Annotated in this window: 23 protein-coding genes; 9 read left to right on the top strand and 14 right to left on the bottom strand. The window is 36.1% G+C overall.

The window, feature by feature from the left end; all coding sequences use genetic code 11:
* Positions 1-10: 10 nt before the first annotated feature.
* Together leuD and leuB are read left to right on the top strand one after the other, a co-directional pair.
* Positions 11-619 carry a 3-isopropylmalate dehydratase small subunit gene (gene leuD / locus MP478_RS09345; RefSeq protein ID WP_257200301.1) on the top strand — a complete coding sequence of 203 codons (609 nt, stop codon included), beginning with the start codon at positions 11-13 and terminating at the stop codon, positions 617-619.
* Complete coding sequence (gene leuB, locus MP478_RS09350) at positions 600-1,724, top strand: 3-isopropylmalate dehydrogenase (RefSeq protein ID WP_230036455.1); 1,125 nt, start codon at positions 600-602, stop codon at positions 1,722-1,724. Before leuD ends, leuB begins: the two co-directional genes overlap by 20 nt.
* Before the next feature lie 108 nt (positions 1,725-1,832).
* Here the strand turns inward: leuB and MP478_RS09355 are convergent, their stop codons facing one another.
* From MP478_RS09355 to MP478_RS09400, 10 genes are all read right to left on the bottom strand, one after another.
* Positions 1,833-2,018 (bottom strand): hypothetical protein, encoded by a 186-nt coding sequence (locus MP478_RS09355; protein WP_257188660.1) that lies wholly within the window; start codon positions 2,016-2,018, stop codon positions 1,833-1,835.
* 11 nt (positions 2,019-2,029) lie between these two features.
* Positions 2,030-2,635, bottom strand: coding sequence for a DUF4230 domain-containing protein (locus MP478_RS09360; protein ID WP_257200302.1), 606 nt, complete (start codon positions 2,633-2,635; stop codon positions 2,030-2,032).
* Positions 2,636-2,639: 4 nt separating this feature from the next.
* Positions 2,640-3,203: a thioredoxin family protein gene (locus tag MP478_RS09365; protein WP_257200303.1), complete on the bottom strand. Its 564-nt coding sequence runs from the start codon at positions 3,201-3,203 to the stop codon at positions 2,640-2,642.
* A 3-nt stretch (positions 3,204-3,206) separates the two neighbouring features.
* Positions 3,207-3,674 (bottom strand): nucleoside triphosphate pyrophosphohydrolase family protein, encoded by a 468-nt coding sequence (locus tag MP478_RS09370; RefSeq protein ID WP_230036447.1) that lies wholly within the window; start codon positions 3,672-3,674, stop codon positions 3,207-3,209.
* Between the two features lie 197 nt (positions 3,675-3,871).
* Positions 3,872-4,291, bottom strand: a complete 420-nt coding sequence (locus MP478_RS09375; RefSeq protein WP_230036445.1) for a hypothetical protein — start codon at positions 4,289-4,291, stop codon at positions 3,872-3,874.
* A gap of 13 nt (positions 4,292-4,304) precedes the next feature.
* Positions 4,305-5,012 carry a TNT domain-containing protein gene (locus tag MP478_RS09380; protein WP_230036444.1) on the bottom strand — a complete coding sequence of 236 codons (708 nt, stop codon included), beginning with the start codon at positions 5,010-5,012 and terminating at the stop codon, positions 4,305-4,307.
* Between the two features lie 487 nt (positions 5,013-5,499).
* Entirely contained in the window at positions 5,500-7,740 is a 2,241-nt protein-coding gene (locus tag MP478_RS09385) for a reprolysin-like metallopeptidase (RefSeq protein ID WP_257200304.1), read from the bottom strand.
* A gap of 192 nt (positions 7,741-7,932) precedes the next feature.
* Positions 7,933-10,863 carry a reprolysin-like metallopeptidase gene (locus MP478_RS09390; protein WP_257200305.1) on the bottom strand — a complete coding sequence of 977 codons (2,931 nt, stop codon included), beginning with the start codon at positions 10,861-10,863 and terminating at the stop codon, positions 7,933-7,935.
* A 215-nt stretch (positions 10,864-11,078) separates the two neighbouring features.
* A complete protein-coding gene (locus tag MP478_RS09395; RefSeq protein WP_230036438.1) occupies positions 11,079-11,576 on the bottom strand; it encodes a DinB family protein in 498 nt (165 codons plus the stop codon).
* 19 nt (positions 11,577-11,595) lie between these two features.
* Positions 11,596-12,735, bottom strand: coding sequence for an acyl-CoA dehydrogenase family protein (locus MP478_RS09400; protein ID WP_047492802.1), 1,140 nt, complete (start codon positions 12,733-12,735; stop codon positions 11,596-11,598).
* Positions 12,736-12,925: 190 nt separating this feature from the next.
* On the opposite strand from MP478_RS09400, the gene MP478_RS09405 reads away from it, so the two are divergent.
* From MP478_RS09405 to MP478_RS09435, 7 genes are all read left to right on the top strand, one after another.
* Positions 12,926-14,806, top strand: a complete 1,881-nt coding sequence (locus MP478_RS09405) for an endonuclease (protein WP_257200306.1) — start codon at positions 12,926-12,928, stop codon at positions 14,804-14,806.
* 187 nt (positions 14,807-14,993) lie between these two features.
* On the top strand, positions 14,994-15,599 hold the full coding sequence (locus tag MP478_RS09410; protein WP_257188667.1) for a SatD family protein: 606 nt from the start codon (positions 14,994-14,996) through the stop codon (positions 15,597-15,599).
* A gap of 1 nt (position 15,600) precedes the next feature.
* The gene (locus MP478_RS09415) at positions 15,601-16,296 is read left to right on the top strand and encodes a DUF3307 domain-containing protein (protein WP_257189046.1); all 696 of its coding nucleotides are present in this window, start codon (positions 15,601-15,603) and stop codon (positions 16,294-16,296) included.
* A 36-nt stretch (positions 16,297-16,332) separates the two neighbouring features.
* Positions 16,333-17,055, top strand: a complete 723-nt coding sequence (gene purC, locus MP478_RS09420; protein ID WP_230036430.1) for a phosphoribosylaminoimidazolesuccinocarboxamide synthase — start codon at positions 16,333-16,335, stop codon at positions 17,053-17,055.
* Between the two features lie 32 nt (positions 17,056-17,087).
* Positions 17,088-17,231: a four helix bundle protein gene (locus MP478_RS09425; protein ID WP_257200307.1), complete on the top strand. Its 144-nt coding sequence runs from the start codon at positions 17,088-17,090 to the stop codon at positions 17,229-17,231.
* A gap of 173 nt (positions 17,232-17,404) precedes the next feature.
* Positions 17,405-18,904, top strand: a complete 1,500-nt coding sequence (purF, locus tag MP478_RS09430) for an amidophosphoribosyltransferase (RefSeq protein WP_257200308.1) — start codon at positions 17,405-17,407, stop codon at positions 18,902-18,904.
* Between the two features lie 141 nt (positions 18,905-19,045).
* On the top strand, positions 19,046-19,993 hold the full coding sequence (locus MP478_RS09435; RefSeq protein WP_257200309.1) for a glycerophosphodiester phosphodiesterase family protein: 948 nt from the start codon (positions 19,046-19,048) through the stop codon (positions 19,991-19,993).
* Positions 19,994-20,105: 112 nt separating this feature from the next.
* Here the strand turns inward: MP478_RS09435 and MP478_RS09440 are convergent, their stop codons facing one another.
* The 4 genes from MP478_RS09440 to aroB form a co-directional block, all read right to left on the bottom strand.
* The gene (locus tag MP478_RS09440) at positions 20,106-20,819 is read right to left on the bottom strand and encodes a porin family protein (RefSeq protein ID WP_257188670.1); all 714 of its coding nucleotides are present in this window, start codon (positions 20,817-20,819) and stop codon (positions 20,106-20,108) included.
* Positions 20,820-21,875: 1,056 nt separating this feature from the next.
* A complete protein-coding gene (locus tag MP478_RS09445; RefSeq protein ID WP_257200310.1) occupies positions 21,876-22,466 on the bottom strand; it encodes a porin family protein in 591 nt (196 codons plus the stop codon).
* A 259-nt stretch (positions 22,467-22,725) separates the two neighbouring features.
* Entirely contained in the window at positions 22,726-23,373 is a 648-nt protein-coding gene (locus MP478_RS09450; protein ID WP_230036420.1) for a porin family protein, read from the bottom strand.
* A gap of 278 nt (positions 23,374-23,651) precedes the next feature.
* On the bottom strand, positions 23,652-24,698 hold the full coding sequence (aroB, locus tag MP478_RS09455; protein ID WP_257200311.1) for a 3-dehydroquinate synthase: 1,047 nt from the start codon (positions 24,696-24,698) through the stop codon (positions 23,652-23,654).
* Between the last annotated feature and the right edge of the window lie 37 nt (positions 24,699-24,735).

Genomic DNA, 24,735 nt, shown 5'->3' on the forward strand with positions numbered 1-24,735 from the left:
TAACAAGTACATGCAAAAATTAGTTGTTTTAAAATCCCGCGCAGTACCATTGCCGGCAGAAAATATAGATACCGATCAGATTATTCCGGCCAGATTTCTAAAAAGTATAGACAGAAAAGGTTTTGGTGAAAATCTGTTCAGAGATTGGAGGTACAGTATGCATTCAGGAGAACCTAATCCTGATTTTGTGCTGAATAATCCAAAATTCGAAGGGGAAATTTTAGTGGCAGGAAATAATTTCGGATGCGGAAGCAGCAGGGAACACGCAGCCTGGTCTTTAACGGATTATGGTTTTAAAGTCATTGTTTCCAGCTATTTTGCTGATATTTTTAAAGGAAATGCTTTAAATAATGGACTTCTTCCGGTAAAAGTTTCCGAAGACTTTTTAAAAGAAATTTTAGAAGGAATCACTGAAAATCCAAATAATGAAATTGCTATTGATGTAGAACTGCAGTCCATCAGTTTCAAAGATACAACCGAAACTTTTGAGATTGATTCTTACAAAAAAATATGCCTGTTGAACGGCTATGATGATATTGATTTTTTAATCAGCAGAAAACAGGTGATACAAGAGTTTGAACTAAAAACACAAAAGAAAAATGAGCGACAAGTATTTTAAAATTGCGGTTCTTCCCGGAGACGGAATAGGACCTGAGATCATCAAAGAAAGTATAAAAATACTGGATGTCATAGCTGAAGTCTTTCAGTATGAATTTCAGTTCGAACACGGATTGATTGGTGCTGAAGCTATTTTTAAGACCGGAGACCCTTTACCCGAAGAAACGTTGAAGATTTGCAAAAATTCTGATGCCGTTCTTTTTGGAGCGATAGGTGATCCTGTTTTCGATAATAATCCTGAAGCAAAAGTAAGACCTGAACAGGGACTTCTAAAGCTTCGTAAGGAGCTGGGTTTATTTGCGAACATCAGACCTTTGAAAACTTATTCTTCGCTGATTGACAAAAGCCCGCTTAAAAGAGAAATCATTGAAGGGGCAGATATTCAGATCTTCAGAGAATTGGTAAGCGGAATCTATTTTGGTGAAAAATTTACAGATCCTGAAGGAGCGTATGCTTATGACGTATGCAAATATAGCCGTGAAGATATTCTTCCTATTGCCCATATGGCGTTTCAGGAAGCTCAGAAAAGAAATAAAAAACTGACGCTTATTGACAAAGCCAATGTGTTGGATACATCAAGATTATGGAGAAAGATCTGTCAGGAGATTGCTTCAGAATATCCGGACGTGCAGTTGGATTATATGTTTGTAGATAATGCAGCAATGCAGCTGATTCTTAACCCTAAACAGTTTGATGTTATTGTAACTGAAAATATGTTCGGGGATATTATTTCTGATGAAGCCAGTGTGATCGGAGGATCTATCGGATTGCTTCCGTCAGCTTCCATTGGTGAGAAAAATGCATTGTTCGAACCTATCCACGGTTCTTATCCGCAGGCAAAAGGTAAGGGTATTGCCAATCCTATTGCTTCTATTCTTAGCGTTGCCATGATGTTGGATCACCTTAATTTACAGACGGCTGCAGATAAACTGAGGCAATCTGTAGAGCATGCTATTGAAAATAAGTATGTTACCATCGATCTTAATACCAAACAGTATTATTCCACAAGTGAAGTAGGAAGCTTTATTGCAGATCATATAAAATATTCCGAAAAATCTTATTACAATTTTGAAAATGTAAAAATCGGAAAGTCCACCATCGTATAGGTACAAAAAGTTCATTTAGATAGTTAGAAGAAAGGTCCTGCCTCATTAGAGACGGGACCTTTCAATTGTATTCTGTAAAAGAAGTGATAAGACCTTAATGGTTTTACTTTACTCTTTTGTATTATCCGTTTTTCCTGATTTACCTTTAGACGATTTTTGAATATCCTCTTTATCAATCTCAGGTGGATTGCTCTTTTTCGATGATGCAGGAATGTTTTGGAAATCTTCATTCTGCTTTTTGGTTTCTGCGGTATTGGCAGGTTCTTTCTTATTGCTTTTTCCTTTTGAGTCCATAGCTTGAATTTTTAGAGTCCTAGAAGACCGATCTTTCCGGTTTTATCTTCTATGGTATAATTCAAAGCCTTTGCCAAAACAAAAACATTATTAAGATTTTCCATTAATTGTTTGCGTCCCTCACTTCTCAATTGATTTTCATCAATAGATTTCATCGCAGTTTGCTTAGCTTTTTCCGTTACATTCTTAATGTCTTTTTCCGTAATCCTATTAAAAAAGGAATCGTCCAAAGATTGGATTTCAACACTGGGAGTAATTCTTATGTCTGCATCCGGAAGTTCGGTGATCACCAGCTTTTTGTTGATGGAATCTACCTCAATCTTCATCTTATTAAGATCATAAGAAACCTGTGCCGTGGTTTTGGTATAGGTAATGATGCTGTTATTTGAAACCTCTTTTCCGAATACTTCATAACCCATTTTGGTCTTCTGCATACTGGACGTATTCTGCTCCATTACCACCATCTTATTCATCTTGGAAATCTGGTTGGTCAGAATATAATAATCCGACTTCTCAGTTTTATTAGTGAGATTAAAACAGGACTTAAGCCCGAAAAACAGAAGCACCATGACCCCTGCGCCTGCTACAAATGATAAAATTGTTTTATAATTTCTCACAAATCTATTTAAAAATTTCTTTAATTACAGATGTATCATTCTTTTTCAAAATCTCTGCCAGATCTCTTTCAATATATCCTGAAGTAGGCATTTCTACAATTCTTCCAATTTCTTTTCCATATTTTTTCAAAATAATGGTAGGCACTTTCTGGATATTGTAAAGACTTTCGTCTCCCGTAGGAGATTCTTTTTTACGGTTTACCGCAATAATGGTAAGCTTAGAGTCCGGATAACCTACTTCTTCCAATATTTTCATCAGCCTTGGGATATCTCTGTGGCTGTCTTCACACCATGTTCCCATGAAAACAATAATGTCACAAGAACCCAGTCTTTCTTTTTTAAGCTCACTGATGGCTTTTGCGTCAAGAGCATATTCATCATGTTCCTTTACATACCAGTCGGCATAAGGAGCTTTCAGAAACTGTTCTTTCAGCTGATGTCCCAAAAGCATTTTACCGTCATTCTGAGTTTCAACCTCCCGGTTAACCACTACTTTTTGAGCGCTAAATTGCTGGACAGCTAAAAAGATGCTTGAAAAGGCAACAATATTCGTAATAAATTTTTTCATATGTTATTTCTCAATGATTGATTTTAAATCAGCAGGAGAGTAGTATTTGTTTTTTAATACTTTATGATCAGCCTGTCTGTAAACATTGAATTTTTCTCCAGATTTTTCATAAAAAGAGGCTACTTCCTTTTCTTTATAAAACTCAACCGTTTCCTTTGCCTGTTCTTCATTATCGCAAGCTTTAGACATATTGGAACGCTGAACTTCGTTGAATAGCTCTACAAATTTGTTGCCAAGTCCGAATTCAAGCACGGCACCACTTAAAACATACTGAAGATCACAAAGTGCATCTGCAATTTCTACAATGTCATTATCTGCAATCGCTTGTTTCAGCTCATTTAACTCTTCCTGAAGAAGCTCTACTCTAAGGTTGCATCTTTCCGGAGAAGGAATTTGTGGGGTATCTAAAATAGGGGCTTTGAAAGTAGTATGGAATTCTGCTACTTGGTTCAGACTATCAATTTTATCCATGAATTTTTTTATTTATGGCAAAGATAGAAAACGATTTGGAGATTGTAAAATGTACAGCGTAAAATGTATTAATGAAGGGGAAGAACAATATTCCATGATCATCCTTTTGAAAATATAATTTCCCAAACAAAACAGAAAAAACCCACAATTTTAGTTGTGGATTTTGTTTTAAATTCATGGTCTGTATTCAGATGTGGTTATTTTAATTCTTCATATTTCCAGATTCCTGAGATACTTAAGATCGTTAATCCCGGCTGTTTTTCACCATAGCCAAATACACAGAGGTATTTTGAATAACATGTCTGGCAGCTGGTTCCAAAATATAGGGTTGGCAGATTGTTTACCGTTAAAGGACCGAAATGTGACATTCCGGGTAAAGTTTCCTGTACCATCCCGTTTTTTAATAATTCATTTCCGGATAGTATCTGCTCATCGTGATAAAGCTGAAGGATAGGGAATCCTGATTGGTAAGGAATAATTTCCACTGTATTTTCATGATTGCAGTTACAGCATATGAATTTTACGACAGCGGAAGGAACGGTTTCATTATTAGTGAAAATATCCTTTTGAATGATGGCTTTTTTACCAATATTTATTTTTTTTGATATTGAATACATCTGAATTTATTTATTACTGAATAACGGTACCTACCAGGTTATTGTATTTCCCGCTTGGACTTTTTTTAATAGTTACTTTTATATATCCCTCTTCAGCTAATTTATTCCATGTTTTTGGATATCCTGTGGCAATATCAATGGGAATTTTCCACATGGTTTGTTTTCCATTGCCAGCCTGATTAAACCAGGGAATAATATCTGCCGTTTGGGATTTGAAAGATAGTAAATTATTCAAAACATCTATCTCATAATAGAAATCATATTTGTTTTCAGGTTGGTTTAATGCTCTTTGCGTGAAAGTATATACATATCCATTGATAATAGGGCTTGTAAAGCTGCCGCCTAAAGTAGGAACTCCCGTTCCGTCATAATTTCCTACAGCTCCGCTGTATCGGTCGAATTTTTGTCCTGCCAAAATAGGAACATTATCAACGATATTATAACCACCATTGGCAGGAGGCCATCCTCCGTTCAGACTATTAGCTTTAAACAACGCTTCCAGTTCATTCCATTTACCCTGTTTGTACAGGTCAAATGCCTGGTTTCTTATCGTTTGGTTTACAGCTCCCGGAGCATCATAAGTTAATGCAAAATCATCAGCGTTTTTGTAGAATACAATTTTAACGGGATTAGTGTCTATTACTTCATCATTGTCTGAGCTACAGGCAACCGAAAAGAAAGTAAATGATAAAAGAAAGATGTACTTCAATAAATGTTTCATATAAATAATTTTAATTATGTAAAAATTTAATAAAGTATTATTGGGATTGTATCAATGTTTCTCTGGTAAAAAATGCCTGCTTGAATGTGTCGGTAAGATCAGTGTTTTTCTAAAGGATATTTTCATGAAAAGCATTTGCTGTTAGGCTGGCTTTTAAAGATATGACAATCAGTTCCCATCAAAGAAGTGGCATTAAAGAAGCAGTATGATGAATCGTTGAAACGATTTCTCAGCTCCCTCAAATACTGGCTGGACAAACGGTACAATAATAAACAGTATTGAGTGATAAATTTAAATTAAAAAACCTGAATATTAATTATTTTATTTAATAAAAATTAATTATATGTAAATTAAATATATTGATAAATGGATTATTGAAGGATGTTTTTATTCGAATAAGATTATGGATATGTACTTAAAGAATAAAAAAAAGGCTACTCCTGTGTAGAGTAGCCTATTCCATCGCGTTATTTTAAAATTAAGGTGATTAATCCTTAATGAATCGTTTTGTTGTTTCTCCTATCTGAATCATATAGGCTCCTTTTATAAGGTTGCTTATATTGGCAGAACCTCTTTGAAGTTTTCCTGTATATACTAATTTTCCAGACATATCGAAGATTTTATATTCTTCTGTATCCGTATTGGAAACCGTCAGAACATCTTTCACCGGATTAGGGTATAGTCTCATATCGGCTGATGTTTCTTTTGGTGCTTCAGTCACGGATTTTGCTGCCGTAGCAGTTACCGAAATATTGGCATTATTCACATCAAAGAAAATATGATTGGTTCCTTTTACCATAATTCTTCCTGAAGTAGTAGAAGCATTGGGAATCGTCACGGCCTGTGAACCATCATTTGGAGTTCCTGCCAATAGGGTAGTCCAGGTATTTCCGCTGTTGGTTGACCAAAGGATATCTACATTAGCAGTGTTTACACCATTTGCGGTAGTTCCTGCCACATTCCAGGTGATGGTTTGTGTACTTCCTCCGGCATAAGAGGCTGCAGTATTCTGTGAAGTAATATTGAAAGGACCTGCAGTAGCATTAACGGTGATTTTTGCATCATCTGAATTATTCCCTGAACCTCCAGCTCTGTTATCACGAACGGTAAATCTGAAATTCAGGGTTCTTGCTACTGAAGAAAGTGCTTCGACAGTAATTTCCGAACTTGCGGTAGTGGTTGCTCCTGCTAATACGGAAGCCATTCTTGGAAAGTATCTTACCGGGGAGGCTGTGGGTGTCCATGATCTGAAATTAGGACCTGATGTTTTAGTAGCTTTGGCTGCAGAACTGGCTCCTGTCTGACTAGATGTAGCGCTATCCATCTGCTCCCAAATATAGGTAAGGATATCTCCGTTAGCATCAGTTCCTGTTCCTGTCAGCATAAACGGTGTGCTTTTAGGAATGGTATAATCTAATCCCGCGTTAGCTGTAGGAATTGTGTTTCCTGTAAGGGTATTTACAGAGCAGGTTTTAGTTTTAATATTATTGGTGATCTGCTGAATGCTTATGGCATGGAAAAAAGCATCAGAGTTCATTTGGACATCCTGGTCGGTAATTCCTGCGTATCCCATAATAGTCGAACCTGAGCCCGGTTCCATATTATTACCCGTTCTTTCACTATCATGAGACCAGGTATGGTTTCCACCAAACTGATGTCCCATTTCATGAGCTACATAATCGATATCAAAAGTATCACCTGATGGTACGCCATTCGAAGGGGAAGTATAACCGCTTCCTTTATACGCACTAGGATAGGTTGTTCCCAGGTATACATAAGTAGACATATCATTACTGCATATACAGCCGATGCAGCCTGCATTACCACCTCCGCCATCTCTTCCGAACAAATGGCCTACGTCAAAATTAGCATTACCAATAGTGGAACTTAAAGTATTCATTAATTGCAGATTCCAGTTATTCATTGCTGAAGAGGGAGAATAAGGATCTGTAGAAGCATTGGTATAAATAACTGCATCAGTATTGGCAATAAGGACCATTCTTGCTGCAAAATCTTTCTCAAAAACACCATTTACACGGGTCATCGTGTTGTTCATTGCTGCTAAAGCCTGTGCTTTTGTTCCTCCAAAATAGGAAGTGTATTCCCCTGTGGTAGACAGCGCCAGTCTAAATGTTCTCAGTGTGGAGTCATTAGCATTTCTGGCAGCAATAGTTGAAGAAGTGCCTTTTTGAGCTGCATCTAATACAGTACATTCAAATTTATTTAAGTTGTCTTTTCTGTCAGACTTCTTATAGATCACATAGGAAGATAAATCTTTAGTATAGGGCTCTATAAAAGTAGCCGATTTATCCCCATAAATTTCCATAAAAGAAAGTCCTAAGGAAGAGATGCTAAAGTAAACTGTTGAAGCAGAATCATCTATGCCTTCTCCAATATAAGACTTGATGTCCGGATACTTTGCTGCCAGTTCAGGCTCAAAGTTTGAATTTTCTGTTACCTTAAACTTTTCTATCTTTCCTTCCGCATTGGGAAAAGAAATAATAATTTGAGATTTTTCACCGGCTGCCAGCCTTTTAGGGGCGCTTGCCAGTGCATTTTTCAAACCATTGATATTTAATTGGTAAATTTTCGGACCATCTATATTGGTCATGTTTTCGAAAACTGGTGAGGCGTTTTTTTGAGATCCCTGAGTCCATAGACGATCTGTCTGTGCGAAGGAAAAACCTGATAATACAAGCATTCCCATCATCAATAATTGTTTTTTCATATAAAAGTGTAATTTTTTACGTTATGTCAAATCTAACGAAAAAACCTTTGTTAAAAATTTAATGTTATCATAGAATATCTCGATTATTGTTAATAGAAATTATAATTAAATGAAAATTATTAAATAAAATACTAAAAAAACTGAAGACCGTTCTGTACAGAACGGTCTTCACATTAATTTAATTTTAAATTACTAATTCTTAACGAATTTTTTCGTGATCTCTCCGATCTGGATCATATAAGTACCCTTGATAAGGCCGCTTACATTTACAGCACCTCTTTGAAGTTTTCCGGAATCAACTATTTTCCCTCCCAGATCAAAGATCTTATAATCTTCAGATGCTGTATTTGAAACATACAGCATGTCTCTTACGGGGTTAGGATAAAGCTTGATATCGGTGATCAGGTCTTTTGTATTGGATAAGTCTCCTTTTCCGGAAGAAACAATATTCAATGTATAATCTTCAACCTGTCCATACGTGTAAGTTTCACAAGATGAAGTAGGAATAGAGCTGTATTTCATCATGACTCTCATTCTTGTTGATCCAAGACTGGCTGTAGCCGGAATAGTAATAGATCCGGTAACAGGAGTTGTTGTAGAGCCTGCTTTAGACCATGCTAATTCTCCGCTGTCTGTAAAGTCTCCATCACCGTTATAATCTATGTATACTGCATAGGCTTCGCTGTATTTCGTAGAAGTCCAAACCGGAGTTACAGAAATGGTATATGCACTTCCTCTTGTAACATTGGTAGAAACAGAAGTGAAGTTTTCATAACCGGCAGTTCCTGTTGATGTGTTGTTGATAGTTCCGAATTTCACATTTCCGATTCTCTCATCAGCAGTATTGGATGCAGAAGAGGAACAATAAGTAACCGTTCCGCCGCCTAATGTTGTAACACTTACCGTATTACTAGAAACAGAAGCATTTCCTGCTGCGTCTTTAGCTTTAACAGAGAAAGAATATGTTGTGGATGGTGTTAATCCTGTTACGGTGTAGGTAGTAGAAGCAGAAGAACCAATTAATGAAGCACCCTGATATACGTCATAACCTGTAACAGCTACATTGTCTGTAGCTCCGGACCATGAAAGGTTTGTAGTGGTAGAAGTAGTTCCAGAAGCCGCAAGGGTAGGTGCAGTAGGCGCTACAGTATCAGGAGTACCCGAACCTGCATTTACAGTGATGTTTGCATTATTTACATCAAAGAAAATATGATTGGAACCTTTTACCATAATTCTTCCTGTACTGGTAGAAGCATTAGGAATTGTTACAGCCTGAGAACCGTCATTAGGAGTTCCTGCCAGCAGAGTAGTCCAGGTACTTCCGCTGTTGGTTGACCAAAGGATATCTACATTGGCAGTGTTTACACCGTTTGCGGTAGTTCCTGCAACATCCCATGTTATTGTCTGGGAACTGCCTCCTGTATAGGTAGTGGCTGAGTTTTGTGAAGTCACAGCAAATGGCCCTGCAGTACTGTTCACAGTAATTACAGCGTCGTCTGAATTGTTTCCTGAACCTCCGGCTCTGTTGTCACGGGCTGTAAATCTGAAGTTTAATGTTCTGGCGACTGATGAAAGGGCCTCAACCGTAATCTCTGAACCGGCTGTAGTCGTTGCTCCTGTTAAGACAGAGGCCATTCTAGGAAAATATCTCACAGGTGCCGTTGTAGGTGCCCATGATCTGAAATTAGGACCTGATGCCTTTGTGGCACTGGCTGCAGAGCTTGCTCCGGTTTGAGAAGAGGAAGCATTATCCATCTGTTCCCAGATATAAGTTAAAGCGTCTCCATCAGCATCAGTACTGGTACCTGTAAGTACAAAAGGTGTTCCTTTTGGAATGGTATAATCCAGTCCTGCATTGGCGGTAGGAATTGAATTTCCAGTACTTGTGTTTACAGAGCAGGTTTTAGCTTTAATATTATTGGTGATCTGCTGAATGCTTATGGCATGGAAGAAAGCATCGGAATGTGGCTGGATATCCTGGCTCGTAATTCCTGCATACCCCATAATGGTTGATCCCGATCCGGGTTCCATATTGGCTCCTGTTCCTTCATTGCTCATAGAGAACGTGTGATTTCCTCCGAACTGATGTCCCATTTCATGAGCTACATAATCAATATCGAAATTATCACCTGAGGGAATAGCATCTGCCGGAGAAGTATAACCGCTTCCTTTAGAACCGTTAACACAGATACAGCCGATACAGCCTGCATTTCCTCCACCTCCGGAAGCTCCGAACAAGTGTCCGATATCATAATTGGCTTCACCAATTACAGATGTTAAGGTGCTTTGTAGTTGAGAATTCCAGCTGCTCATTCCTGAGGCTGCAGAATAAGGGTCTGTAGAAGCGTTGGTGTATACTACGGCATCATTGTTGGCTATTAAAACCATTCTTGCTGCAAAATCTTTTTCAAAGACACCATTTACACGGGTCATCGTGTTGTTCATGGCTGCTATAGCCTGAGCTTTTGTTCCTCCGAAATAAGTGGTGTATTCACCCGTACACGATAATGCCAGCCTGAATGTTCTTAATTTGGCATCATCGGCATTAGGTCTTGCCGCAAGACCTGCACTGGCAGCGCCTTTTTGTGCAACATCAATTACTGAGCATTCGAACTTGCTGAGATCATCCTTTTTGTCAGATTTTCTATACACTACATAAGTGGAAAGGTCTTTGGAGTACGGCTCAATGAATACCGCAGACTTGTCACCGTAAACTTCCATTGAGGATAATCCGAGTGGAGAGATGCTGAAGTATACTGTGGATGCAGAATCGCCAAGCCCTTCTCCCACATAAGATTTAATGTCCGGATATTTTGCAGCAAGCTCAGGTGCAAAATTGGAATTTTCCCTCACTTTAAAATTTTCCATTTTCCCTTCAGAATTTGGAAAAGAAATAATGAGTTCTGATTTTTCGCCGACAGCCAGTCTTTTGGGTGCTTTTGCAAGCGCGTTCTTTAATCCGTTAATATCCAAGCTGTATACCTTTGGGTTGCTGATGCTGGATTTGTTTTCAAAAATTTCAGATGAATTTTTTCTTGAATTTTCGGACCAAAGACGATCTGTCTGTGCGAAAGAAACACCCGTAATCAGGAGCATTCCAATCAGTGTTAATTGTTTTTTCATATTAAATATTAATTTTAATTGTGGAATATCAAAGCTAATAAAAATTATATTACGAAAAATAAAAATATTTAAGAAAAATTTAGAATATCTGTTCAAAATATTATGCAATACATTAAATATGATTTAAAATTATTCGCCAATAGTGTATGAATAAAGAAAAATGACATGTACGATCGTACATGTCATTTTATTTATAAAGGTAAATTAAGTTTTACTTACATTTTATCATCAGCAGTAGGTCCGTACAGTCCGGGAACCTTATTACCGGTTGATCTTAAATAAACAACCAGTTCACCTCTGTGATGGTACAAATGATTATACAAAAAGCCTCTCACTACCTGGATTTTCGGTGAAGGGGGAAAGAGAACATTGCCGTTCATTTCCATTTTCCATTCGTTGAAATAGGTATTTTCATCAGAACCTTCCAATACTTTTTGCGCGTTAGCAACATTTTCTTCAAATTTAGCGAGAATATTTTCAGCTTTGGAAATATCCCCTTTATCATACTTATACTTGCCCATATCAAACGTATCCTGATTGAAAGTAGGGTGGTACCAGTTATAGACTTCCGCAATATGAGAGGCCAACTGACCGGTTGTCCAGTTTTTTTCAGACGGTTTCCAGTCTAAAGCGCTGTCAGGAATTGCTTTTAAAATTTTTCTGGTGTTTTCAGCTTCATGTAGAAACTCACCTAAAAGAGCCTGTTTAATCATTTGTATTGAGAGTTTAGGGTTATCTTGTAATATCTCTTCCGATAACCAGTCTCTGGATCTCAGAAGTACCTTCACCTATAGTACAAAGCTTTGAATCTCTGTAGAATTTTTCAACAGGGAAGTCTTTGGTATAACCATACCCTCCGAAGATCTGAACTGCATTGTTAGAAATTCTTACACAAGCTTCAGAAGCATACAGCTTTGCCATAGCCCCTTCTTTAGTCATTTTTTGCTTGGCATTTTTAAGAGTAGATGCTCTCTGGATAAGAAGTTCAGCAGCATCAATTTCTGTAGCCATATCAGCAAGCATAAAGTTGACAGCCTGGAAATCTGAAATGGGTTTTCCGAACTGATGTCTTTCTTTAGCATATTTTAAAGCCGCCTTATAAGCTCCTCTTGCCGTACCTAAACTTAGCGCGGCAATAGAAATTCTACCACCATCCAAAATTTTCATCGCCTGTTTGAAACCTTCACCCACTTCGCCTAAACGGTGAGAATCCGGTACACGTACGTTATCAAAAATGAGCTCTGCCGTTTCAGAGGCACGCATTCCTAATTTATTTTCTTTTTTTCCGGAACTAAAGCCAGGCATGCCTTTTTCTAAAACAAAAGCTGTAGAATTGTTTTTAGCCCCTTTTTCACCTGTTCTTGTCATTACCACGGCAATATCTCCTGAAATAGCATGGGTAATAAAGTTTTTTGCTCCACTGATAATCCACTCATCGCCGTCTTTTACAGCAGTAGTAGACATACCTCCTGAGTCTGAACCTGTATTATGTTCTGTTAATCCCCAAGCTCCGATTACTTTTCCGGAAGCCAGCTGAGGAAGCCATTTGTGTCTTTGCTCTTCATTTCCAAATTCGTAAATATGGTTGGTACAAAGAGAGTTGTGCGCCGCTACAGAAAGACCAATCGATGGATCTACCTGGGAAATTTCGTCCAGAATAGTAACATACTCATGATAACCTAAACCGGAACCGCCATACTGCTCAGGAACTACAACCCCCATAAATCCCATTTCTCCAAGTTGGTGGAATAAGTCTTTAGGGAATGTCTGGCTTTCATCCCACTCCATAATATTCGGTCGGATATTCTTCTCTGCAAATTCTCTAGCTGTCTCCGCTATCATTTTGATGTTGTCAATAGTCTCTGTATTCATATAGATAATAGTTAGTTCCCAAAGATAAATAAATTGACGGAAAGCCAAAGAAATTATTTTAACCGTGCTGCTTTAACTTCAACCTTTTAATTTTCAAATTTTTATGAATTGAAAATTAATGTTTTCGTAATAAAATATCCCCTCTTTTACCTATTTTATTTTACTATTTTAGCTTCCCAATTTTTATGGTATGAAAAAACTTCTACTTCCTATTATTTTAATTTCCTCCTATATTTCGGCACAGGCTCCCGCCGGATATTATGACGGAACCACCGGATTAACAGGCTATGCTCTGAAATCTAAGCTTCATGATATTATTTCTGAAAAGAATATCAACTGGCATTATGGTGATCTTCCAGGATATTATAATCAGACTGATCTTGATACATATTATGATCATGGTGCTTCCAATACTCAGTATATGCTGGATATTTACTCGGAAATACCTTCGGGACCGGATGCCTATGAATATACATCTGGTCAGCTGATCGCATCGTCCAGTGCAGAAGGAATGGGGTATAATAGAGAACATATGATGCCTCAGAGTACATTTAACAGTAATTATCCAATGTATTCCGATTTGTTTTATGTAATTCCAACCGATGCGAAAATTAATCAGTTAAGAAGTAATTATCCTTATGGGATTTCTACCACAGTACCGGCTAATATACTTTATACATTCACGAATACTTCTAAAATCGGACGAAGTGCTATACCCAACCTACCTTATACAGGCTATGTATATGAACCTATTGACGAATTTAAAGGAGATGTGGCCAGATCTTTATTGTATTTTGCAGTAAGGTATGAAGGCAAGCTGGGAACTTTTAAATATAATACCAATGCTAATCCTGCTTCGGACGCTAATGCACTTGACGGTACGGAAGAGAGGGCATTCGAACCTGCTTATATGGCTATGCTTCTTCAATGGAATCAGCAGGATCCTGTATCGCCAAGAGAAATTGACAGGAATAATGCGGTATATGCTATTCAGAAAAACAGAAACCCGTTTATAGATAATCCTGGTTGGGCGAATGTAATCTGGAACCAAACGCCGGACACTGTAGTGCCTCAGGCTCCATCCAATTTAACAACTACACAAACGAGTGCCTATTTTGTAAATTTAAGCTGGTCACCTAGTCCTGATGCTGATGTACTCGGCTATAAAGTATATCAAAACGGTACTTTGGTGGCTGCCACAAAAGGAACATCGGTCATCATTGATCATCTTACACCTTCTACTGTTTATAACTATACGGTAAAAGCATATGATAGTGGTTATCTTATTTCTCCGGATACTAATGTTGTTTCTGTAACAACATTGGCTTCAGATTCTTATGCTAAAGATCTTTTTGTTTCAAAATATATTGAAGGATCAACGAATAGTAATAAAGCTCTTGAAATCACCAATAAAACCGGACATCCCGTGAATTTGAGTGATTACAGATTATCCCTTCAGCTTCAGGGGAACAATAATAGCCTGTATTTTCCAGCTCCTTTTGAAATGGAAGGAACCGTTCAGGATAACGAAACATTTGTTGTTTTAAACCCTTCAGCTACTTTTTCCTGCTATACAAAAGAACAGGCAAAACTTGTAACTGCTGCTCCCCAGCTGACTTTTTATGGATATAACTATATTGAGCTGAGATATAAGTTTTCCACAGTAGATGCATTGGGAGTTGTTGGACAGAATAACTCTTCAGTATTAAAAGATGTTTCTTTATACAGAAAAACTTCTATCAATCAGCCAACGAATATATTTAATATCACTGAGTGGGATTCTTACCCGATTGATTACTGCCAGAATTTAGGTGGAACATTATCTGCCACAGAACTTATCACTGCAAATAAAGAATTTAAAATATATCCCAACCCGGTATATGATAATCTTTTTGTAAGCGGTGAAGCTGAGAAGGTGAAAACAGCTCAGATTATAGATCGTTCAGGAAAAGCGATTTATACAGAGAAAGATCCGTTCAGAAATAAAAAGAATATTTCCGTACAGACTCTTCCAACGGGTTCTTATTTCCTGAGACTTAATGATCAGGTGCATCAATTTATTAAAAAATAAAGTGCAAGAAAATTTTTATGTAAAAGGTTTTTTTTCGTTTTTGTGTAATTTTTTAATAGGACTTAAAACGTTTAAAAGTCTTATGTTTACTATATAATTGATATAAGCAGATTCACTAATAATCAATATCTATAAGTGTTTCTGCTTATATTTTTTATTTATAAGTAATTATGCTTATATTTGCAGTATGATAGCGGTCATTACCGGAGATATTATAAATTCACAGCATGCGGATACCGAAGTTTGGATTACCAAGCTTAAGAATCTTCTCGACAATTGGGGAAGCGCTCCTCAAGTATGGGAAATCTACAGAGGTGATGAATTTCAATTCAAATGCAATATCGATGACGTTTTCTGGCATTTTCTAGCCATAAAATCTATTATTAAAAGTCAGGAAAATTTAGATGTAAGAATGGCCATAGGGATTGGTGAAGAGAGTTTCTCATCTGACAAAATCACCGAATCTAATGGCTCAGCTTATGTGAATTCCGGAAGACTGCTTAACGATCTGAAGAGTGACGGCCACACCGTTGCTATTAAAACTTCCAATGATTCTGTAGACAGAGACCTGAATATTCTGTTAAAATGGTCGTCAAAAGATTTTGATAACTGGACTATGGCTACCTCAGAGATCATCCACGAAATGATCATGAACCAGGATATTACCCAGGAAGATCTTGCCAGGAAGTTTGCTATTTCACAGTCTTCGGTGAGCCAGAGACTGAAACGAGCCAATTATGAGCTTATTGTTGAAACGAACCAGTATTTCAGAAAGAAAATCTCAGAACTATAGCATGATCTTTATAAAACTCATATTGGCACATCTACTCGGAGATTTTGTTCTTCAGCCAGATTCATGGGTTGCAGATAAGGAAAACTATAAACTGAAAAGTAAGTTTTTATACTTCCATGTTCTGATTCACACTGTTATAAGCTTTGTTTTTCTTTGGGATTTACAACTTTGGTGGGTAGCCCTTCTGATTGGGGGATCTCATTTCGTAATTGATGCTGCAAAACTTAGCTTTCAAACAATTAAAACAAAGAAAACCTGGTTTTTCATAGACCAGCTGCTGCATATGATAGTGATTGCAGGAGCTTCTTTTTATTTCCGGGAATTTGATTTCAGCTTTTTAGGAAACCATGAGTTTTTAAAAATCATTATGGCGGCTCTGTTCTTAACAACCCCTGCTTCTATTTTTATCAAAATATTATTGTCATCATGGACTCCCGTTCCTGATGCACAGAATGCTATACAAACCGAATCTTTATCAAGTGCTGGAAAATATATCGGAATTTTAGAACGCCTGCTGGTTTTCACTTTTATTATGGTGAATCACTGGGAAGGTGTAGGTTTCATGGTTGCTGCCAAGTCTGTTTTCAGATTCAGTGACCTTGCACAGGCAAAACAGAGAAAACTGACAGAATATGTGCTTATAGGTACACTCCTAAGTTTTGGACTGGCTGTCTTAACAGGAATAATAATTAAATAAATCAATAAATCTAACTACAATTTAGAAAGTAAAATTATGAGTCAAAAGAAAGAAATGTTGTACGAGGGTAAAGCGAAACAAGTATTTGCTACTGATAATCCTGAAGAAGTAGTAGTACGTTTTAAAGACGATGCTACAGCATTTAACGCTCAAAAGAAAGGGCAGGTTGACCTGAAAGGGGAGATGAACAATGCTATCACAACCCTTATCTTTGAATATTTAAATGAAAAAGGGATTAAAACTCATTTCATCAAACAATTAGACGAAAGAGAGCAATTAGTAAGAAAAGTGTCTATTATTCCTTTGGAAATGGTGGTAAGAAACTACTCTGCAGGAAGTATGGCACAAAGATTAGGAGTGGAAGAAGGAATCAAGTCTCCGGTAACAATTTTTGATATCTGCTACAAAAAAGACGAATTGGGAGATCCTCTTATCAATGATCACCACGCAGTTTTCTTAGGTGCAGCTACTTATGAGGAACTTGACGAAATGTATGAACTTACTTCAGATATTAACGAAATCCTGATTGACCTGTTTGACAAAATAAATATCATCCTTGTTGATTTCAAAATCGAATTAGGTAAAACTTCAGACGGTGAAATTATCTTAGCGGACGAAATTTCTCCTGATACATGCAGACTTTGGGATAAAGACACGATGAAGAAACTGGATAAAGACAGATTCAGAAGAGACTTGGGAGAAGTTACTGAAGCTTATGTTGAGATCTACAACAGATTGAAAAATTTACTTAGTAAATAAGAGATGTTAGAAGTTAGATATTAGAAATTAGTATGAAATCACACAGGATAGAGGATCTAAAAGTTTGGAGTAAATCTATGGCTCTGGTAAAAGAAGTTTATTTAATTTCTGCTGAATTACCCATAGAAGAAAAATTTGGATCTACTTATGACTACAAACTTAGCTCCAGTTATTAATTGATTTGAACTTTATTTCTGAAACAGGAATAGTTCCTTTAAAAGAACTTTTAGCAGAAATTCAAAAAATGATATATTCATTAAAGTCAAGTTTAAAATTATAATTTGAAGTTAACTTAGACTAGATTCTAACATCTAATATCTAACTTCTAAAATAATTAGAAAAAATAGAAATGAAAAGTTTAGACATTCATAAAAGTGAATATTTAAAACAGTTTAAAGACCAAACCTACGGTAGAAATCTTTTCAGAACACAGGAAGAAGAAAGACTGGATGCTCCAAATGAGGAGTGCGGTATCTTTGGAATGTATTCAGATACTGATCTGGATACGTTTTCTCTTTCACAGTTCGGGCTTTTTGCATTACAGCACAGAGGCCAGGAAGCTTGCGGTATTTCCGTTCTTAAAGATGGAAAAATTACCAATATGAAAGATGAAGGCTTGGTTTTGGACGTTTATAAAGACATTCAGGAACCAGAGACTTTTATGGGAAATTCTGCAATCGGACATACCCGTTATACAACAGCAGGAGATAAAAAGAAATATAATTTTCAGCCATTTTTCGCAAAAAACGAATATGACCAGATTATACTTTCTATAGCACACAACGGGAACCTTACCAATGCCAGAGAATTGAAAAATGAATTGGAGGCTGAAGGGGTGGTTTTCAGAGCCACTTCAGATTCTGAGGTAATTTTAAGACTGATTCAGAAAAACCTTGATTTAGGACTTCGTGGAGCGATAAAAGCTACGATGGAAAAAATTAAAGGAGCCTATTCTGTGGTAGGGATGACCAGAAATAAATTCTTTGCCTTCAGAGATTTTAACGGTATCCGTCCTTTGGTTTTAGGAGCTATTGACGAGAGATCCTATGTGGTGGCTTCAGAATCTGTAGCATTAGATGCGGTGGGAGCTCAATACGTACGTGATATTCTTCCGGGAGAAATTATCTATACTAATGAAAATGAACCTGGAAAACTTCATTCTTATATGATGGATGAGGCTAAAGGAAAACAAAGGATATGTTCTTTCGAATATATTTATTTTGCAAGACCCGATTCTACGTTAGAAAATATCAATGTTTACGAAATCAGAGAGAAATCCGGTGAGAAAATCTGGGAACAGGCTCCTGTAGATGCTGATATTGTAATTGGAGTTCCGGATTCCGGAGTTCCGGCTGCTATTGGATTCTCAAAAGCTTCAGGGATACCTTTCCGTCCTGTATTGATTAAAAACAGATACATTGGAAGAAGTTTTATCGTTCCTACCCAGGAAATGAGAGAAAGAGTAGTTAATCTGAAGCTAAACCCGATTATTTCTGAAATTAAGGATAAAAGGGTTGTTATTATTGATGACTCTATCGTTCGTGGAACAACCTCTAAAAGGTTGGTTAAAATTTTGAAAGATGCAGGCGTAAAAGAGATTCATTTCAGAAGTGTTTCTCCACCTATTATTGCCCCATGTTATTTAGGAATTGATACGCCTTCAAAGGATGATTTAATTTCAGCTAATATGACTACGGAAGAACTTAAAAATTATTTAGGAGTAGATTCTTTAGAATTTTTAAGTACCGAAAACCTGAAAGAAATTTTAGGATCTTCTAACCACTGCTTTGGATGTTTTACAGAAGAATATCCGGTAGGAAAAGGAGAGGAGGTAGAATTATTCAATTAATTTATTGACAATAAAAATAAAGGGTCAGGTATCACAATTACCTGGCCCTTTTTATTGATATAAATGTAGCAAAAGCTTAATATTCCCGTACCATATACTCTGTAAGCAAGTTTTAATTTTGTTGGATTAAAATTTGAAGATATGAAAAGCACCTTGTGTACGGTTTTTTTTCTTGTAATGGCCCAGCTGTCTTGCGCCCAGTCTTTTGATAAGCAGGCACACCGGGGAGGAAAATCACTGTTTCCGGAAAATACAATTCCGGCTATGAAAAATGCTTTACAAATGAATGTTACCACGCTGGAAATGGATTTGGCTATCACAAGGGATAAAAAAGTAATTCTTTCCCATGATGCTTTTCTTTCCCCAGAATTGGTAACAAAGGCTGATGGAACCTATATACCCAAAGACTCCGGCTTTTATTATAAAATCTATGAAATGCCTTATGCAAAGATTCAGACATTTGATGTAGGCCTGAAAACACTGAGCAATTATCCTGACCAGAAGAAAATGGCGGCTCGGAAACCTCTTTTCTCAGAGGTTATAGAGGCATGTGAAAGCTATGCCCGGGAATTGAAGAGACCTTTGCCTTTTTACAATATAGAAACTAAAACACGCCCTTTCTCAGATCATATCTTTCATCCGGAACCAAAAGAATTTGTAGCATTAATGATGAAGATTATTACAGAGAAAAAGATCGGGGACCGGGTTATTATTCAGTCTTTTGATCCCAGAACTCTGGAGATTATTCATAAAGAATATCCTAAAATAATGACTGCCTTACTGGTAGAAAAAGTAGATGACAAAAAGCTGGAACAGCAAAGGTATTATTTCAAAAATATACCTGTAGAAAAATTCAGACTCTATCCCGATCATTTGAGTGGTGTAGCTGGAGATATGAAGTTTTTAAGCTTTACCCCTACCATTTACAGTCCGGATCAGAGTCTTGTTACCGCTGAGTTGGTGAAAGAATGTCATGCGCTGGGTATGAAGGTAATCCCATGGACTGTTAATACCAAAGAAAGACTAAAGGAGCTGAAGGGTATGGGAATAGACGGAGTGATCAGTGATGATCCCCGGATATTTGAATAAATACGTATTTATTTTACTTTTAATTTTTCAATAGAAATGGCCGGAAAAATTCCGGCCATTTTTACAATGCAGAAAACTGCATCTGGGAGTTAAAAAATTGGTTTTTTTTTAATTAAAATTTATAGTTCACACCTAACTGGAAAACTCTGTTGTTGTTTTCAGCTGCCGGTCTGCTTTTATCAATCTTAGTTAAGCTGTTTACGTATCTTGCATTGATACCGATATTAGAAGTAATATCATATCCCAGACCAAGACCTAACCCAAAGTTGAATTTGTTGATATAATCTTTATTTACATCTTCAGAGTGAGTTTCTGTTTTAGTGGTAGTAACACCTCCTGTAGTACTTGAAACTGTAGACTCTCCTTTGTTTTTTCCATTGATGAAATAACTGAATTCCGGTCCTGCTTCAATATAAAACTTATCAGTGGGTCTCATTTGAACCATTAATGGAACTGAAATATAATTCATTGTTAATTTATCCTGCCCCTTTGTCTTAATAGTAGTTGATCCTATAGTACTTTCTGTTGAATAAGCTACATCTCTTGCACCCATTTGGTTGTACAATACCTCCGGTTGGAAGCTGAATTGCTTAGAGATTGGAATATTAGCAAATACACCTGCATGAAAACCGATTTTTTGGCTATTGGCACCAAAACTTTGTTGGCTATAATACGCTGAGTTTCCACCTGCTTTAATACCAAACCTAATAGGTTGAACATCTGTTTTAAGTGGGGAGGTTGTGCTTGCAGTAGTTACAGGTTGTGTCTCTTGAGCAAAAGCCAATGTCCCGGCTGTTAACGCCAGTCCTAAAAATAACTTCTTCATAATTTTATTTTTTAATTTTACTATTTGCTTCATTATTTTGCAAAATGCTTGCCAAACTTATGAAACCCTGATTAACAAGCAGATGCGTGATGTTTTCATACTTTAAAAATACCATTTATATCCTCTTTTATGTGAAATATTTTCATATATATTTAATATTTGTGATAAATTTTAAGTTAAAATTCATACATACGTAAAATGATCCTTTACTATGAATAATATGTATGATTTGAAACAGGAAGCTGGATGTATGTCTATTTAATAAAGCTTTATGTGAATATACAAGTTTTTAGGCCGGAAGGTCAAAGTATGACGTTACAGGATGTTTATGCTGAATTTATGTGGATCGGGTTATAACTTGGGGACCATTAAATCTAAAACCTCTAGTTTGGACATTCAGAAATCTATGCTGCATTAAATAAAGTATGTGATTTTATATTTGACTTAAAAATAGGATGGAAATAGCCTTATTTCAAAGGAATGATAATTCGGATGTTCTATGGTAAGAAAGCAAAGAAAGGCGGCTTTTGTCACTAAATACGCGATATAAAAAGTTAGTTTCATCAAAATAGATTTCTAATCGTTCATTCTTGACTCACTTAAAATTAAATAAAAATAGAACTTTGTGTCAATGAGAAACTGTATGACGTAAGTTTATAGTATCCCAACTTTTGCACCAGATCCTGTGATGTGCTGCTATGCGTGGTAAGGAGAAGAATTATAAAAGTGAAAAGGTCAGACTTAAAATAAAGTCCGACCTTTTCTATTGAAATCAAAATGTATTTACTAATTATTGTATAGAAATGTATTTCCGAATATTCCTGACAATATTTGTTCAATATTGTTTTTTTAAAGTTGATACTTAAATAATATTGGGATTTTTAGTTATCAGGTTGAAAACGTGTTTTCAAATGAAATAATTATAATTCAGAAATAGTATAATGGTACAAGTGTTAAGTCTATTTGCAAATTCCTTGCCAAAATAAAAAGTCAGGTTAAATAAATAACCTGACTTCTTTATTGAATATAAAAATTTGTTAGCTATGCTGGTGCTTATTAGAATTTATAAGCTAATCCTACCTGGAATACTCCATTTTTAGAAGAGTCAGCACCGCTAGGTTTGTCTTTAAAGATATCAGATAAACCTGCAACATATCTTACATTAACTCCGATGTTAGGAGTGAAGTAATATCCTGCTCCAAGTCCAAGTCCAAAATCAAAAGTTTTAAAAGCGTCTTTAGCATCTACAGACTCAGACTTATATTTCAGCTTTGAATTAATAAGGAAACTGAACTGAGGACCTGCTTCTAAATATAGGTTAGGAAGTGCATTGTACTGGAACATTACCGGTACAGCAATATAATCTAAATTAATTTTCAAATCACTATTTCCGTCAGCTTTTGCACCCATTCCACTATATAATACTTCCGGCTGTACAGAAAAATCCTTAGCTACCGGAATATTTGCAAAAACACCACCATAAAATCCTGCTTTTGACTTCGTATCGTCGCCAGAAACACTAGAAATATTAAGACCAGCTTTTGCACCAAATCTAACTGGTGAAGAAGCTGAAGTATTAGTAGATGTTTTTTGTGCGAAAGTGAAAGTACCTGCTACAAGGGCTAGGCCTAAAAGAATCTTTTTCATAAGTATTTATTTAATAGTTTTTAAGTTTTGTTTAACATTTTGTTTATTATCAAATAGCGTGCCAAAGAACTCGAAATATTATCAGATTATTAATAATCGTTGATATAGAACCGATATTCCCCCTATTTTTTTTCTCTTTGAAAAAGGAACAAATTATTTTTTTAACAAAATTTTAGAATTTCAGATAAAAAAAGATCAGATTATAAGTAATCTGACCTTTTTTATTGATACAAAATTTGTTGAATGTGAAACTACCAGGTTATCTAAATTTATAAGCTAACCCTACCTGGAATACATTGTTTTTAACAGCATCACCAGAGTTATTTTTATAAATATCTGTAAGACCTGCTGTATACCTTGCTGTAAGTCCTAAGTTAGGTGTAAAATAATAACCTGCACCGATACCAATTCCAAAATTAAATGTCTGGAAGTCGTCTTTATCAAGCGTAGCTACCTGAGTGTTGGTATTATTATTTGTTGAATTTTTAAATTTATCCTTAGCACTTACTAAGAACCCGAATTCAGGACCTGCTTCAAGGAAAAATTCCGGAGTCGCATTATACTGGAACATTACAGGTACTGCAATATATCCTAAATTTCTTGAATATTCATTTTTGAAAGTATTTCCTCCTGCGGAGATTTCTCTTGTTACTTTTGAGCCCAAATCATTATATATAACCTCCGGCTGTACACTGAATGAACTTGCTAACGGAATATTAGCAAAAACACCTGCATTAAAACCAATTTTGGATTTTGAATCACTTAAGTCTGCTCCATTAGAAAGCGATGATACGTTCATCCCACCTTTTACCCCGAATGTTACCGGATTTGTGCTGGTAGAAGGTTGCTGTTGTGCGAACGCTAATGTACTTGCAGTTACTGCTAATCCTAAAACTAACTTTTTCATAACTTTAATTTTTTAATATTTACTCTTTCTTAATTTTAAATTTTACTACTGTCAACGTTTTCAGTTGAACGCAGAGTATCTTCCAAATTGCTTGCCAAAAATAATTTTCACTTTCAAAATACACATGAAAACCACCTGTTTTATAGTGGTTTTAAAATCTATGTATTTGATATATAGTTAGTTGAAAAATTAAATAAACATTTGTTTGAATAGTCCGTTTTTATTGAAAAACTGACTCAAAATAAAAGTTTTTTTTGTAAAAATGGCTAAAGAATGGATTATGCATCGTTCAGTTTTCTATAAAAATCTAATGATTTAAGGATGTTTTTCTGACTGCACTGATAGTCATAATTGCATGCTCCGATCTCGGAAAGCAGAGAAAAATTGATTTTACTGTCTGTATTCTTTTTGTCGTTCATTAGTAATGCAGTAATATCATTGTCTTTAAAATCACTGATATCTAAATAAGGATAGTATCTCTGGATATTTTCAATAATGGACTGGGAGTCTTCTTTAGAAATAAGATTTTCAAGATAAGCCAAATGGGATTCACAAATCATTCCCATAGCTACTGCTTCTCCATGAAGGATAGGGTTTTTCTGCTGCAGACACAGGCTTTCAACAGCATGACCTATAGTATGGCCGAAATTAAGGGTTTTCCTGATGTTTTTTTCATGAAAATCTTTCTCTACCACGTCCTGTTTAATATCCATTGAAGTCTGGATATGTGGAATTACCGTTTCTACCTCAAGCTTATGAATCTGGATCAGTTGTTCCCAATGTGCTTTATCAGCAATCAACCCGTGTTTTAGCATTTCTGCAAATCCGCTTCTTAATTCTTTGAACGGTAATGTTTCTAAAAATTTTGGGAAGATAAAAATCTGTTCCGGGAAAGCAAAAGTTCCTACCATATTTTTATAATGCATCAGGTCAATTCCTGTTTTTCCTCCAATAGAAGCATCACACATCGATAAAAGGGTAGTAGGGATATTAATAAACTGTATCCCTCTTTTATAAGTAGAAGCTACAAATCCACCCATATCAGTGATTACACCACCACCAAGATTAATGACCAGTGCTTTTCTGTCCGCCTGCATTTCCGTGAGAATTTCCCAAAGCTGGTTAGCCGTCTGAATATTTTTCATCTCTTCACCAGCCTCAATTTCCAGAATTTCAAATCCCAGATCTGTTTCCATATTTCCTAAGAGAATGGGAAGACAGTATTCATGGGTATTTTCATCTACTAAAATAAAAATTTTACTAAAAGATTTTTCATGCAGAAATTCGTTTAACTGAGAGAAATTATCATTTAATATTGTTATCATCTTCAAATTTTTGTAAGGTTAAAAAGTAAACTATATT

The organism is Chryseobacterium sp. WG14, assembly GCF_024586945.1.
Lineage (GTDB): Bacteria > Bacteroidota > Bacteroidia > Flavobacteriales > Weeksellaceae > Chryseobacterium.